We start from the raw sequence: 12,725 nt of genomic DNA, 5'->3' as shown, positions 1-12,725 counted from the left end.
GGCGGATGTCCACAATAAAGGCGCGGAAAACCGCCTAGTCTACGCCTTGACGCATGGGTCAGGAAATACACCGGCGGGCTTTATCTCGGCTGGATCGAGCCGGGCGTATGGGCCTACACTGCGCTCCCTTACAGGAGAGCGCCATGCTGATTGTTGCCGACGAGAATATACCGCTGCTCGATGCCTTCTTCGCAGGCTTCGGCGAGATCCGCCGTTACCCGGGCCGCAGCATCGACCGCGCCTGCGTGCAGGACGCCGATGTATTGCTGGTGCGCTCGGTGACAAACGTCGACCAGGCCCTGCTCGAAGGCAGCAAGGTGCGCTTCGTCGGCACCTGCACCATCGGCACCGATCACCTAGCCCTGGACTACTTTGCCCAGGCCGGTATCCAGTGGTCCAGCGCGCCGGGCTGCAATGCGCGGGGCGTGGTGGATTATGTGCTGGGCAGCCTGCTGACCCTGGCCGAGCTGGATGGCGCAGACCTGGCGCGGCGCACCTACGGGGTGGTTGGCGCCGGTGAAGTCGGCGGGCGTCTGGTGGAGGTGCTACGCGGGCTGGGCTGGGCGGTGCGGGTATGCGATCCGTTGCGCCAGGCGCAGGAGGGGGGGGGCTACGTGAGCCTGGAGCAGGTGCTGGCCGAGTGCGATGTGATCAGCCTGCACACGCCCTTGACCAAGGGCGGCGAGCATTCGACCTGGCACCTGCTGGACGCCGAGCGCTTGGCGCAACTGCGCCCCGGCGCCTGGCTGATCAACGCCAGCCGCGGCCCGGTGGTCGACAATGCGGCATTGCGCAGCCTGCTGCAGGCGCGTGACGATGTGCAGGCGGTGCTGGATGTGTGGGAGGGCGAGCCGCAGGTCGATCAGGCGCTGGCCGACCTGTGCGTGATTGCCACCCCGCATATCGCCGGCTACAGCCTGGATGGCAAGCAGCGCGGCACGGCGCAGATCTACCAGGCGTTCTGCGCCTGGCGGGGCGAGGCCGAAACGGTGCGCCTGGCCGACCTGCTGCCGCGCCCATGGCTGGCGCAGCTCAGCCTGCAGGCCGAAACCGATCCGGCCTGGGCTCTGGCCACACTGTGCCGTGCGGTGTACGACCCGCGCCGCGACGATGCGGATTTTCGTCGCAGCCTTGACCGTGACCCGCAGGCCCAGCGCGCGGCCTTCGATGTGTTGCGCAAACAGTACCCGCCGCGGCGCGAGATCGAGGGGCTGATGGTGCGCATCGAGGGTGATGCGCCGCAGTTGCAGCAGATGGTCAAGGCGTTGGGTGGCCTGTTGGTGTGAGGTACTGCTTTCGCCGGCCGGCAACGGGTCTCCCTGCAGGCGCCGGCCTTGCCGGCGAAGCGGGCTTTACACCAGGCATAAAAAACCCGGCACCAGGGCCGGGTTGATTTGAATAGGGGTTAGGCTTTCTTGGCGAGCTCTACCCGGCTTTTCTCCAGGTCCTCGCAGGCTTTTCTGATCATGTCTTCGGTGATCTCGATTTCCCGACCCTGGGCATCGATGATCGACCCGCACGCCGGGTTCGGATGGCTTGGGCGTTGCGCTTGGGTATTGCTGTTTTGCAAGCTCATTTCCTGTCTCCTCATCAGGTTGCAAGCTCAGACTAGATCCGCGACATGACCGCACCATGACAGCCCTGTCACACCTCCAGTCCAACAGAAAGTCAGACAAATCTCCAGCGGCACTTTAGAACGAAACGCTCTAGTGAACTTGTTGCCTGGTCTTGTCAGTGATGCCCCACGCGCTGCAGAGTTCCTTGGCGCCTGACCGGTGGTCGGGTGTAGGCTGACCTGCATAGTCCGGATAAACGAAGACCTTCATGCCCAGCCTTCTTTCTGCTCGCCAGCGCCAGGCCCTGCGCCTGGCCTGGCGTTTCATTCGCCCTTACCGCAAACAGGCCATGGCCGCACTGCTGGCGCTGGTGGTCACTGCAGGCATCACGCTGTCCATGGGCCAGGGCATTCGCCTGCTGGTGGACCAGGGTTTCATGACCCAGTCGCCACACCTGCTCAACCAGTCCATCGGCCTGTTCATGTTGCTGGTGCTGGCACTGGCGGTGGGTACCTTCAGTCGTTTCTACCTGGTGTCGTGGATCGGCGAGCGGTGCGTGGCGGATATACGCCAGCAGGTGTTCGACCACCTGGTTTACCTGCACCCGGGCTTTTTCGAAAGCAACCGCAGTTCGGAGATCCAGTCGCGCCTGACCACCGACACCACGCTGCTGCAATCGGTGATCGGCTCGTCGCTCTCGCTGTTCCTGCGCAATGCCCTTATGGTGCTGGGCGGCATCGTGCTGCTGTTTGTCACCAACCCCAAGCTCACCAGCATCGTGGTGCTGGCCTTGCCGCTGGTGCTGGCGCCGATCCTGATCTTCGGCCGGCGGGTGCGCGGCCTGTCGCGCCAGAGTCAGGATCGCATCGCCGACGTGGGCAGCTACGTGGCCGAAACCCTCGGCCAGATCAAGACCGTGCAGGCCTACAACCACCAGGCCCGTGACCAGCAGCGTTTCGGCCTGACCGTGGAGGCTGCCTTTACCACCGCTCGCCAGCGAATCGTGCAGCGCGCCTGGCTGATCACCCTGGTGATCGTGCTGGTGCTCGGGGCGGTCGGTGTGATGCTGTGGGTCGGTGGCATGGACGTGATCGCCGGGCGTATTTCCGGCGGCGAGCTGGCGGCGTTCGTGTTCTACAGCCTGATCGTCGGCAGCGCCTTCGGCACCCTCAGCGAAGTGATCGGCGAGCTGCAACGGGCCGCGGGCGCAGCCGAGCGGATCGCCGAGCTGCTGGCGGCACGCAGCGAGATCCACGCCCCCGACGAAGGGCTGGAGCGCCTGCCTCCCAGGGTCAGTGGCCGCCTCGAACTGCAGGAGGTGCATTTTGCCTACCCCTCGCGGCCCACCCCAGCGGCTATCGACGGCCTGAGCCTGACGGTGGTGCCTGGCGAGACCCTGGCCCTGGTCGGGCCCTCGGGGGCGGGCAAGTCGACGCTGTTCGACCTGCTGCTGCGCTTCTACGACCCGCAGCAGGGGCAGATACTGCTCGACGGCCAGCCACTGACCCGGCTCGACCCGCAGGACCTGCGTCGGCATTTCGCACTGGTTGCGCAGAACCCGGCGCTGTTCTTCGGCACGGTCGAAGACAACATCCGCTACGGGCGTGCCGAGGCTACCAGTGCCGAGGTCGAGGCAGCGGCGCGCAGCGCGCATGCCCATGAATTCATCCTGCAGTTGCCGCAGGGCTACCAGACGCACCTGGGCGATGCCGGGCTTGGGCTTTCCGGTGGTCAGCGCCAGCGCCTGGCCATTGCCCGGGCGCTGCTGGTGGACGCGCCGATCCTGCTGCTGGACGAGGCCACCAGTGCCCTCGACGCACAAAGCGAGCACCTGATCCAGCAGGCCTTGCCAGCCCTCATGGCCGGGCGCACCACGCTGGTCATCGCCCATCGCCTGGCCACGGTGCAGCACGCCGACCGTATCGCCGTGATCGACCAGGGCCGGCTGGTCGCGGTGGGCACCCATCGCCAGCTGATTGCCGAGAACTCGCTGTATGCGCGGCTTGCCGCCTTGCAGTTCAACAGCGCATGAAGGAAATGTTACAGATTTTGTACGTCTGTAACATTTCTGTAGCAATCCCCTGAGAGTATCGGATCAGCTGTTGCGTAATGCTCAATGCAGTTTGCTGCCATCGCTCGATGGCAGCTTTTTTTTGCCCGGTGAACGAGGACAAGGACGTCTTTGACTGGTGCGGCAGGTGGCGCGCCAGCTTTCCTATCCTCTTGTTCCGAGACCCTTGCGATGTTCGTGCGTAAATCCCTGCGGCTGCAAATTCTCGCCCTGCTGGCTGGCAGCCTGCTGGCGATGTTGCTGATCGCCCTGGTGTGCTTTCAGTTCCTGTCGGCCAGCGTGCGTGGCTACGGCCAGCTGGTGGAGGGGCCGATACTGGCTTCGCAACTGATCGACGAAGCCAACCTGCAGTTCAAGGTGCAGGTGCAGGAATGGAAGAACGTAATGCTGCGCGGCAAGCAGCCGGTCGAGCGGGACAAGTACTGGCAGCAGTTTTCGGCGCGTGAACAGCAGGTGCAGGCGCTGCTGGCCCAGCTGGTGCGGGCCAACGCCGACGATGCGGGGCTCAGAACGCGCCTGCAGGCGCTCAAGGACAGCCACGCGCAACTGGGTGCTGCCTATGCCCGCGGTCGCGATGCGTTCATCGCGGCAGGGGCCGACCCCGCTGTCGGGGACCAGGCAGTGAAGGGCGTGGACCGCGCGGCCAGCGAACAGATGAGCGAACTGGTAAGCCAGTTGCGTGCCGATGCCCAGGTGCAGGCGGCGGCCATCGATGCCCGCGCGCAGCTTACGGTGTGGCTGGGGCTGCTGGTGATGCTCGGCTCGGCGCTGCTGATTGCGCTGCTGAGCCTGTGGCTGGTTGATCGCAGCCTGATCGAGCCGATTCGACGCCTGATCGAATACGTGGCACACCTGAGCCAGGGCCGCTTCGATGCCCGCGTGGCCTGCGGGCGCCATGACGAGCTGGGGCGCCTGGCGGTGGCTGCCAATACCCTGCGCGATTTTCTGGCCGACACGGTAGGGCGCCTGCAGGATAACGCCCGGGAGCTGGAGTCCGCCAGCGGCGAGCTGCGCAGCCTGGCCGGCGGCATGGCGCGGGGCACCGAAGACCAGTTCCAGCGGACCGACCAGGTGGCCACGGCCATGCAGGAAATGTCCGCCACTGCCCAGGAGGTGGCCCGCCATGCAGCGGACGCGGCGCGCGCCGCGGATGATGCCGACCACAGTGCCCAGGCCGGCGAGCAGGTGATGCAGTCGACCATTGCCACCATCGACGCGGTCAACCGGGACATCGCCGGCACGGCGGCGGTGATTCGCCATCTGGAACAGGACAGCGCCCGTATCGGCAAGGTGCTGGAGGTGATCCGCGCTATCGCCGAGCAGACCAACCTGCTGGCGCTCAATGCTGCCATCGAGGCGGCCCGTGCCGGCCAGGCCGGGCGCGGGTTCGCGGTGGTGGCCGACGAGGTGCGCAACCTGGCCCAGCGCACGGCGGCGTCCACCGCTGAGATCAACCAGATCATCAGCGCCGTGCAGTCGGGCGCGCTGGAGGCGGTCAAGGCCATCGAGAACGGCCAGGCCCGCAGCGAGGAGGGGGCCGAACAGGTACAGCGTGCCGGTGCCATGTTGCAGCGCATCACCCAGGCGGTGGAGGCCATCCGCGACATGAACCGCCAGATCGCCACCGCCGCCGAGGAACAGACCAGCGTGGCCGAAGACATGTCCTGCAACCTGGTGGAGATCACCCGCATCGCCACCGCCAATCAGGGCGCCGTGCAGCGGACCGAGCAGGCCGGGCAGCACTTGCACGACCTGTCGGGTCGGTTGGGCGAGGTGACGGCGCGCCTGCGGGCCTGACCGGGGGAAATCCGCCACCTGCCGGCCTTTATGTCGGGCAATGTGGCGGATTGTCGCCAGCAAAACCATCAACGATGGGGTGCGACCACAGGTCCTAGCTATTAGCCGTTGGTCTTGTGCAAGTTGGCCCGCTTTCTGCTTAAGGCGACCCAGGCTTAAGCCTTGCGAAACATTCAGGGCTGCTACGGCAGCCATGGCGTCAGACCGTTCCCCGCACCCTCGATACCCCAGCCGCCAGCCAGCCTCGAAGGCCTGGACGCCATGCCTTGAGCCATGGCCTGCGCGCGCAGAACCACAAGAGACGGGCGTGCACTGCGGGCGTGATGGTCATTGCCAATCACTTCACTTCAATTGGATTGAACTATGAAAAAAATCCTGCTGACGCTCCTGTGCCTGAGCGTCATGGGTTGCTCCAAGCCCAGTGAACCGGAAAAGACCGTCGACGTGCTGCTGATCGGCGGCGGCATCATGAGTGCAAGCCTGGGGACCTACCTCAACGAGTTGGAGCCGGATTGGTCCATCGACGTGTACGAGCGCATGGACAAGGTGGCCGAGGAAAGCTCCAACGCCTGGAACAACGCCGGTACCGGCCACTCTGCGTTCTGCGAGCTGAACTACACCAGCGAAGCGGCTGACGGTTCGATGGACATCAGCAAGGCGGTGGGCGTCAACGAGCAGTTCGAGATCTCCAAGCAGTTCTGGGCCTACCAGGTCGAGCAGAAGGTGCTGAACAACCCGACCTCGTTCATCAACAACGTGCCGCACATGAGCTTTGTGTGGGGCGACAAGAACGTCGAGTTCCTCAAGAAGCGTCATGCGGCCCTGCAGCACAGTTCGCTGTTCCGTGGCATGGAGTACTCCGAAGACCACGCGCAGATCCAGAAGTGGGTGCCGATCGTGATGGAAGGCCGTGCCGCCGACCAGAAGATTGCCGCAACGCGCATGCCGATCGGTACCGACGTGAACTTCGGCGAGATCACCCGCCAGCTGTTCGCTTCGCTGACCCAGCATGACAACGTCAAGCTGCACACCTCGCACGAAGTGCGCGACATCGTGCGCAACGCCGACAACACCTGGACCGTGGTGGTTGCCGACCTCGCCAACAAGGGCGTCGAAACCAGCGTCAAGGCCAAGTTCGTGTTCATCGGTGCCGGTGGTGGCGCGCTCAAGCTGTTGCAGAAGTCCGGCATCCCGGAAGCTGACGGCTATGCCGGCTTCCCGGTGGGCGGCCAGTTCCTGATGACCGACAACCAGGACATCGTCAAACGCCACAAGGCCAAGCTGTACGGCAAGGCCTCGGTCGGTGCGCCGCCGATGTCTGTACCGCACCTGGACACCCGTGTCATTGACGGTAAGGAAGTGCTGCTGTTCGGCCCGTTCGCGACCTTCTCCACCAAGTTCCTGAAAAACGGTTCGCTGCTGGACATGTTCTCGGCACTGACCACCCACAACATCATGCCGATGACCCATGCCGGTATCGACAACATCGACCTGAGCACCTACCTGATGGGCCAGTTGATGCTGAGCTTCGAAGACCGCATGCATGCCCTGCGCGAGTACTTCCCCAACGCCAGGAACGAAGACTGGAAACTGCTGCAGGCCGGCCAGCGCGTCCAGGTGATCAAGAAGGATCCCGAGCACGGTGGCATCCTGCAGTTCGGTACCGAGGTGGTGGCTTCGCAGGACGGTACCATCGCTGCGCTGCTGGGCGCCTCGCCAGGTGCCTCCACCGCCGCACCGATCATGCTGACCGTGCTGGAAAAGACCTTCAAGGACCGTATCAAGACCCCTGAATGGCAGGCCAAGCTGAAGCAGATCGTGCCGACCTATGGTCAGAAGCTCAACAACAACCTCGAGCTGACCAACAAGACCCGTGAGTGGAGCAGCTCGCGCCTGAACCTGCTGTTCGTGCCGGTGCTGCCGGACGAGACGGCGGTGGCCGCGCAGTAACGTCGGGTTGACGCTTCGCGGATCGAGCCCGCCCCCACCGGATGATTGACATCCTTGTGGGGGCGGATTTGAGCCACAGCGGATGCAGTACAGCCAGAAACCACAAAGCCCGCAAAAGCGGGCTTTGTGGTTTTTGCCGATCTGGTCGGAGAGACAGGATTCGAACCTGCGGCCTTCTCGTCCCGAACGAGACGCGCTACCTGGCTGCGCTACACTCCGATGACAAAATTCTACTCAAAAAAAAACGCGACCGGCAAGCCCCGGCGAGGGGCCTGAAGCTTGCCGTCTGTACTGCCTTTTACAGCTCTTTCACGGTGCGGACCTGGTCCTTGTTGATCCGGGTGCTCTTGCCGTCGAGCTGTTCGATTTCATAGAAGCCCGAATCTTCATCGTACTTGGGGGTGTCGACCGCCTGGATCTCACGTCCGTCATTCAGCGTGATCACGGTAGGCGAAGCACACCCGGCGAGGGTGCCCAGGCCCAGGGCGAGCAGGAAAGCGGGGAGGGTCCGTTGAATCATATTCTTTCTCCATTGAGGGGGAAGTTGCGGGTCATGTCATTGAGACGCATCGCGTCCCAGCAAGTTCCTCGCAACTTGAGCATAGCGGCTGAACCGCGTCATTGATCGGGAACAATGCAATCGGCCGCTGGCGGGCGGGCGCGGGGAGGGCTGTGATATAACTGGCGGCATTCTTTCCCTGTCATGGATTCACCTTCCTCATGAAAGCCAAGGCTGATGTACCGTTCGTGCCGCTGAACATTGCCGTGCTGACCGTCAGCGATACCCGCACCCTGGAAACCGATACCTCCGGCCAGGTGTTCGTCGACCGCCTGACTGCTGCCGGCCACGCGCTGGCCGCCCGTGTACTGCTCAAGGACGACCTCTACAAGATTCGCGCGCAGGTCGCCACCTGGATCGCCGACGAGCAGGTGCAGGTGGTACTGATCACGGGCGGCACCGGCTTCACCGGCCGCGACAGCACCCCCGAGGCGGTCGGTTGCCTGCTCGACAAGCAGGTCGACGGCTTCGGTGAACTGTTCCGGCATATCTCCCTGGCCGATATCGGCACCTCCACCGTGCAGTCCCGCGCCCTGGCCGGGCTGGCCAACGGTACGCTGGTGTGCTGCCTGCCCGGCTCGACCAACGCGGTACGCACCGGCTGGGACGGGATTCTTGCCGAGCAACTGGATGTACGCCATCGCCCGTGCAATTTCGTCGCGCACCTCAAGCAGGCGGCGCCGTGTGAAAGCCGTGGCTGAGCCTGTTGCGGCAAAGCCGCTGCTGCCCGTGGAGCAGGCACTGGAGCGCTTGCTGGCGCTGGCCGAAGCGGCGCGCATCGAAGACTGCAAAGAGGTGCCACTGGCTGCTGCCGAGGGCCGTGTGCTGGCCACGGCGCTGGTCGCCGGCCTTGATCTGCCGCCCTGGCCCAACAGCGCCATGGACGGCTACGCACTGCACCACGCCGACTGGCAGGGCACGCCGCTGGTGGTGAGCCAGCGCATTCAGGCCGGGCAGGCGCCTGCGCCTCTGGAGCCGGGTACCTGTGCGCGCATCTTTACCGGTGCGCCGCTGCCGGCAGGGGCCGACTGCGTCGAGATGCAGGAAAACGTCGATGTTCAGCCCGATCAACGCGTGTGTTTCACCGAGCCGCTCAGTGCCGGGCTCAACGTGCGCCCGCAGGGCCAGGAAACCCGGGCAGGTGAAACCGTGCTGGACGCCGGGACCCGCCTCGGGCCGGTCGAGCTGGGCCTGGCTGCCTCGCTCGGCTGCGCGGTGCTGTCGGTAGTGCGCAAGGTGCGGGTGGCGGTGCTTTCCACCGGCGACGAACTGGTCGAGCCGGGGCTGCCCCTGGGCCCCGGGCAGATCTACAACAGCAACCGGCGCCTGCTGGTCAGCTGGCTGCAGCGCCTGGGCTGCGAGGTGAAGGACGCCGGCATCCTGCCCGATGATCTGGCGTTGACCCGTGAGCGCCTGGGCCAGCTCAAGGACGTCGACCTGATTCTGTCCACCGGTGGTGTATCGGTGGGCGAGGCCGATTACCTGGGTATCGCCCTGCGCGAAGAAGGTGAGCTGTCGCTGTGGAAGCTTGCGATCAAGCCCGGCAAGCCGCTGACCTTCGGGCATTTTCGCGGGGTGCCGGTGATCGGCCTGCCAGGCAACCCGGCGTCGACCCTGGTCACCTTCGGCCTGCTCACCCGGCCGTACCTGTTGCGCCGCCAGGGTGTGCAGGACGTGACGCCGCTGCAGTTCAGCGTGCCTGCCGGTTTCGACTGGCCCAAGCCAGGCAATCGCCGCGAATACCTGCGCGCGCGCATGGAGCAGGGCCAGGCGCTGATCTACAAGAACCAGAGCTCGGGTGTGCTGCGCAGCGCCGCGTGGGCCGAGGGCCTGGTGGAGGTGCGCGAGGGCACTGCGCCCGGCAAGGGCGACAGCGTGCAGTTCATCCCCCTCAGCGAGCTACTCGGCTGACGGCAGCAGGCCCCGGGCAACCCGGTCGTTGCCCAGTGGGGCCTGCGCGGCGAGGCGCGCATACACGCTCTCCAGCTGCGCGGCGGCCCTGCTCCAGTCATGCTGCTCGCGCACGAACTGGCGCGCGGCATCGGACAACTGCTGCATGCGCGTCGGGTGGCTCAGCAGGCGGGTGATGATCAGTGCCAGCGTGTCGGTGTCGTCCCCACCCAGGTAATGCTCGCCGTTGCGCACTGCCAACCCCGCTGCGCCCTGGGTGGTGGTGACCACCGGCAGGCCTGCGGCCATGGCCTCGAGCAACTTGATCTTGCACCCGCCGGCATGGCGCAGCGGGGCAAAGAACAGCGCCGAGTGGCGTTGCAGCTCACGCAGGTCGGGCAGGTAGCCGATCCATTCGATGCGCGGGTCGTTCCAGCGCAGCTTCCACTGGGTGGGCAGGGCATGTCCGACCACCGCCAGGCGCACGGCCGGGTTGCTCAGCCATACCTGCGGCAGGATCTCCTCCAGCGCCCACTCCAGCGCCTCCAGGTTGGCGCCGTATTCGAAGTTGCCCACCAGCAGCAGGCGCTGGCTGTGCGGGCAAGCGCTGATGTGCTGGTAGTACTCGTAGTCCACACCGTTGATCACCACCTCGGCAGGGCGGCCGGTGAACTGGCGGATCTGTTCGGCATCGCGCGGGTTGACGGCCACCACTTCGCTTGCCTGGCGCAGCACCCGCGACTCCCAGCGCCGGTAGCGCCAGCGGTCGAAGCTGTTGAACGGGCGCAGCCACAGGGGCAGGCGGTCCTGGCACACCGCGCCGGTGTCCGACTCCACATGATGCTCGCTGACCATGAAAGGCAGGCCGCTGGCTTGCAGGGCCTTTTCGAAGGGTTGGAAACTGTAGCTGTGCTCGATCTGGATCACATCCCACTGCTCGCGCAGCAACGTTTCGAAGCAGTGGCGCAGGTGGGGCGCCAGACCGTTGGTGCTGGCCCGCATCGGGTAGCCGACGTACAGCGCCGCCAGCAGGTTGAGCGGGCTGCGCAAAGGCCTTCGCGGCAACACGATCAGGCGCTCGAGCAGTGGCTCCAGTGCCTGTCGGGCTGCCTCGCCAAGCGGAACTTTCGAGTGCACCAGCAGCGTGATCCTGTGCCCGCGTTCAGCCAGGCCACGCAACAGGTGGTATTGCCGGGCCTTGCTGCCGCTGGTGGTGGGCCAGGGCAGGTAAGGCAGTGTCCAGAGTACGCGCATGACCCACTTCCTCTCTTGCCGCAGGGGCGTCGACAGGCTGAATGCGAAAACGCGCCTGGCGGGCCTCAGCCGATCGCTGCTGCCGGGGCGCGTCCATAGATATCAGTAAAGCGCACGATGTCGTCCTCGCCCAGGTATTCGCCGCTTTGCACTTCGATCATTACCAGATCGATCACCCCGGGGTTGCTCAGGCGATGCTCGCGCCCCGGCTTGATGAAGGTCGACTCGTTGGTGTCGAGCAGAAATTCCTCTTCGCCGTTGGTCACGCAGGCCATGCCGCTGACCACGATCCAGTGTTCGCTGCGGTGATGGTGCATCTGCAGGGACAGGCAGGCCTGCGGGCGTACCATGATGCGCTTGATCTTGAAGCGCGGGCCTTCCTCGAGCACGGTGTAGGTGCCCCAGGGGCGCGTCACGGTGCGGTGCAGGCGATAGGCGTCGTGGTCCTGGCGCTTGAGCTGCTGGGCAATCAGCTTGACCTCCTGGCTGCGGCTCGCGTCGGCGATCAGCAGGGCGTCGGGGGTGTCGATGATGATCAGGTTGTCCAGGCCGATGGCGCCCACCAGGCGGCGAGGCGAATCGATGTAGCAGTTGCTCACGTCGTGCAGCACGGTCTCGCCGTTGCACTGGTTGCCCTGGGCATCGCCCTGGGCCAGGCTGCGCACCGCCCGCCAGCAGCCGATGTCACTCCAGCCCAACTGGCTGGGCAGCACTGCCACCTGGGTGGAACGCTCCATCACGGCGTAGTCGATGGAGATGTCGGCAACCTGCGCGAAGCTGGTGGCATCCAGTTCCAGTTGCAGGCTGTTGTTGCCCTGTTTGCTCTGGCTCAGCCCCAGGCATTCGCCGACCGCATCCAGAACCTGCGGTGCGTGCTGCTGCAGCTCGCGCAGGATGGCATCTGCACGCATGCAGAACATGCCGGCGTTCCACAGGTGCTGGCCGCCCTCGACATAGCGCTGGGCGATCTCTGCGTTCGGCTTTTCGACGAAGCGCTCCACGCGATAGCCATGGGCATCCAGGGCCTGGCCCTTCTCGATGTAGCCGAAGCCGGTTTCCGGTTGGGTGGGCACAAGGCCGAAGGTGGTCAGCCAGCCTTGCTCGGCCAGGGCGCGGGCGCGTTCCACGGCCTCTTCGAAGGCTGCCTGGTCGGTGATCAGGTGGTCGGCGGGCAGCACCAGCAGGTGGGCGTCTTCGCCGTATTCACGGGCACAGTGCAGGGCGGCGGCGGCAATCGCCGGGGCCGTGTTGCGCCCGCAGGGCTCGAGAATGAAGTCCAGCGCGATGCCGGGCTGTTTGAGCTGGCGGTATTCATCCTGGGTGCGGAAGAACACTTCGCGATTGGTGACGGTGAGTACGCGGGCCACATCCTTGAGTGCGCAGGCACGCAGGAAGGTTTTCTGCAGCAGGCTCTGGCCATCGGGCATGCGCATGAAGGGCTTGGGCATGGCCTCGCGTGAAACCGGCCACAATCGGGTGCCGGCTCCACCGGCAATGATGCAAGGGATCAGTGTGCTCATTTCACTCAGCCTCGTGTTCTGGGCACCGCTAGGCGGTGTGATAACAGGGAAAAGGTGAACCTGGCAGGCGCTTTGCTCAATGAGTCAAAAAAGTGACTTTTATCACTGGCATCGTCCGTGAAGGCCAA

Annotated in this window: 10 protein-coding genes, 1 tRNA gene and 1 pseudogene; 7 read left to right on the top strand and 5 right to left on the bottom strand. The window is 65.0% G+C overall.

What is annotated here, in order from left to right; translation table 11 throughout:
- Window positions 1-143 precede the first annotated feature (143 nt).
- Window positions 144-1,286 carry a 4-phosphoerythronate dehydrogenase PdxB gene (gene pdxB / locus CR917_RS18485; protein WP_104572772.1) on the top strand — a complete coding sequence of 381 codons (1,143 nt, stop codon included), beginning with the start codon at window positions 144-146 and terminating at the stop codon, window positions 1,284-1,286.
- Window positions 1,287-1,405: 119 nt separating this feature from the next.
- Here the strand turns inward: pdxB and CR917_RS27460 are convergent, their stop codons facing one another.
- A complete protein-coding gene (locus tag CR917_RS27460; RefSeq protein ID WP_167400204.1) occupies window positions 1,406-1,576 on the bottom strand; it encodes a PA1571 family protein in 171 nt (56 codons plus the stop codon).
- A 248-nt stretch (window positions 1,577-1,824) separates the two neighbouring features.
- Between CR917_RS27460 and CR917_RS18480 the strand changes: the two genes are divergently transcribed.
- The 4 genes and pseudogenes from CR917_RS18480 to mqo all read left to right on the top strand — a co-directional run bounded on the left by CR917_RS18480 (window position 1,825) and on the right by mqo (window position 7,374).
- On the top strand, window positions 1,825-3,588 hold the full coding sequence (locus tag CR917_RS18480; protein WP_104572771.1) for an ABC transporter transmembrane domain-containing protein: 1,764 nt from the start codon (window positions 1,825-1,827) through the stop codon (window positions 3,586-3,588).
- 210 nt (window positions 3,589-3,798) lie between these two features.
- A pseudogene (locus CR917_RS28185) lies at window positions 3,799-4,494 on the top strand (methyl-accepting chemotaxis protein); the annotation flags it as partial.
- A gap of 162 nt (window positions 4,495-4,656) precedes the next feature.
- Complete coding sequence (locus CR917_RS28180) at window positions 4,657-5,424, top strand: methyl-accepting chemotaxis protein (RefSeq protein WP_371920455.1); 768 nt, start codon at window positions 4,657-4,659, stop codon at window positions 5,422-5,424.
- A gap of 363 nt (window positions 5,425-5,787) precedes the next feature.
- Complete coding sequence (gene mqo, locus CR917_RS18470; protein ID WP_054916197.1) at window positions 5,788-7,374, top strand: malate dehydrogenase (quinone); 1,587 nt, start codon at window positions 5,788-5,790, stop codon at window positions 7,372-7,374.
- 142 nt (window positions 7,375-7,516) lie between these two features.
- On the opposite strand, the gene CR917_RS18465 is transcribed toward mqo, so the two are convergent.
- Together CR917_RS18465 and CR917_RS18460 are read right to left on the bottom strand one after the other, a co-directional pair.
- Window positions 7,517-7,593 (bottom strand) — tRNA-Pro (locus CR917_RS18465).
- 79 nt (window positions 7,594-7,672) lie between these two features.
- Window positions 7,673-7,894, bottom strand: a complete 222-nt coding sequence (locus tag CR917_RS18460) for a YgdI/YgdR family lipoprotein (RefSeq protein ID WP_043864585.1) — start codon at window positions 7,892-7,894, stop codon at window positions 7,673-7,675.
- A gap of 200 nt (window positions 7,895-8,094) precedes the next feature.
- Between CR917_RS18460 and moaB the strand changes: the two genes are divergently transcribed.
- Window positions 8,095-8,634, top strand: coding sequence for a molybdenum cofactor biosynthesis protein B (gene moaB, locus CR917_RS18455; RefSeq protein ID WP_043864584.1), 540 nt, complete (start codon window positions 8,095-8,097; stop codon window positions 8,632-8,634).
- Window positions 8,618-9,844, top strand: a complete 1,227-nt coding sequence (gene glp, locus CR917_RS18450; protein WP_104572769.1) for a gephyrin-like molybdotransferase Glp — start codon at window positions 8,618-8,620, stop codon at window positions 9,842-9,844. Before moaB ends, glp begins: the two co-directional genes overlap by 17 nt.
- Here glp and CR917_RS18445 read toward each other — a convergent pair.
- The gene (locus tag CR917_RS18445; RefSeq protein ID WP_043864582.1) at window positions 9,833-11,077 is read right to left on the bottom strand and encodes a glycosyltransferase family 4 protein; all 1,245 of its coding nucleotides are present in this window, start codon (window positions 11,075-11,077) and stop codon (window positions 9,833-9,835) included. The genes glp and CR917_RS18445 overlap by 12 nt on opposite strands.
- A 65-nt stretch (window positions 11,078-11,142) precedes the next feature.
- Window positions 11,143-12,597: a mannose-1-phosphate guanylyltransferase/mannose-6-phosphate isomerase gene (locus CR917_RS18440; protein ID WP_088514233.1), complete on the bottom strand. Its 1,455-nt coding sequence runs from the start codon at window positions 12,595-12,597 to the stop codon at window positions 11,143-11,145.
- Window positions 12,598-12,725 lie beyond the last annotated feature (128 nt).

It is taken from the genome of Pseudomonas sp. BRM28, assembly GCF_002939405.1.
GTDB classification, from domain to species: domain Bacteria; phylum Pseudomonadota; class Gammaproteobacteria; order Pseudomonadales; family Pseudomonadaceae; genus Aquipseudomonas; species Aquipseudomonas palmensis.
Note: the sequence above shows the minus strand (reverse complement) of the source record. Positions and strands in the feature narration are given on the sequence as shown.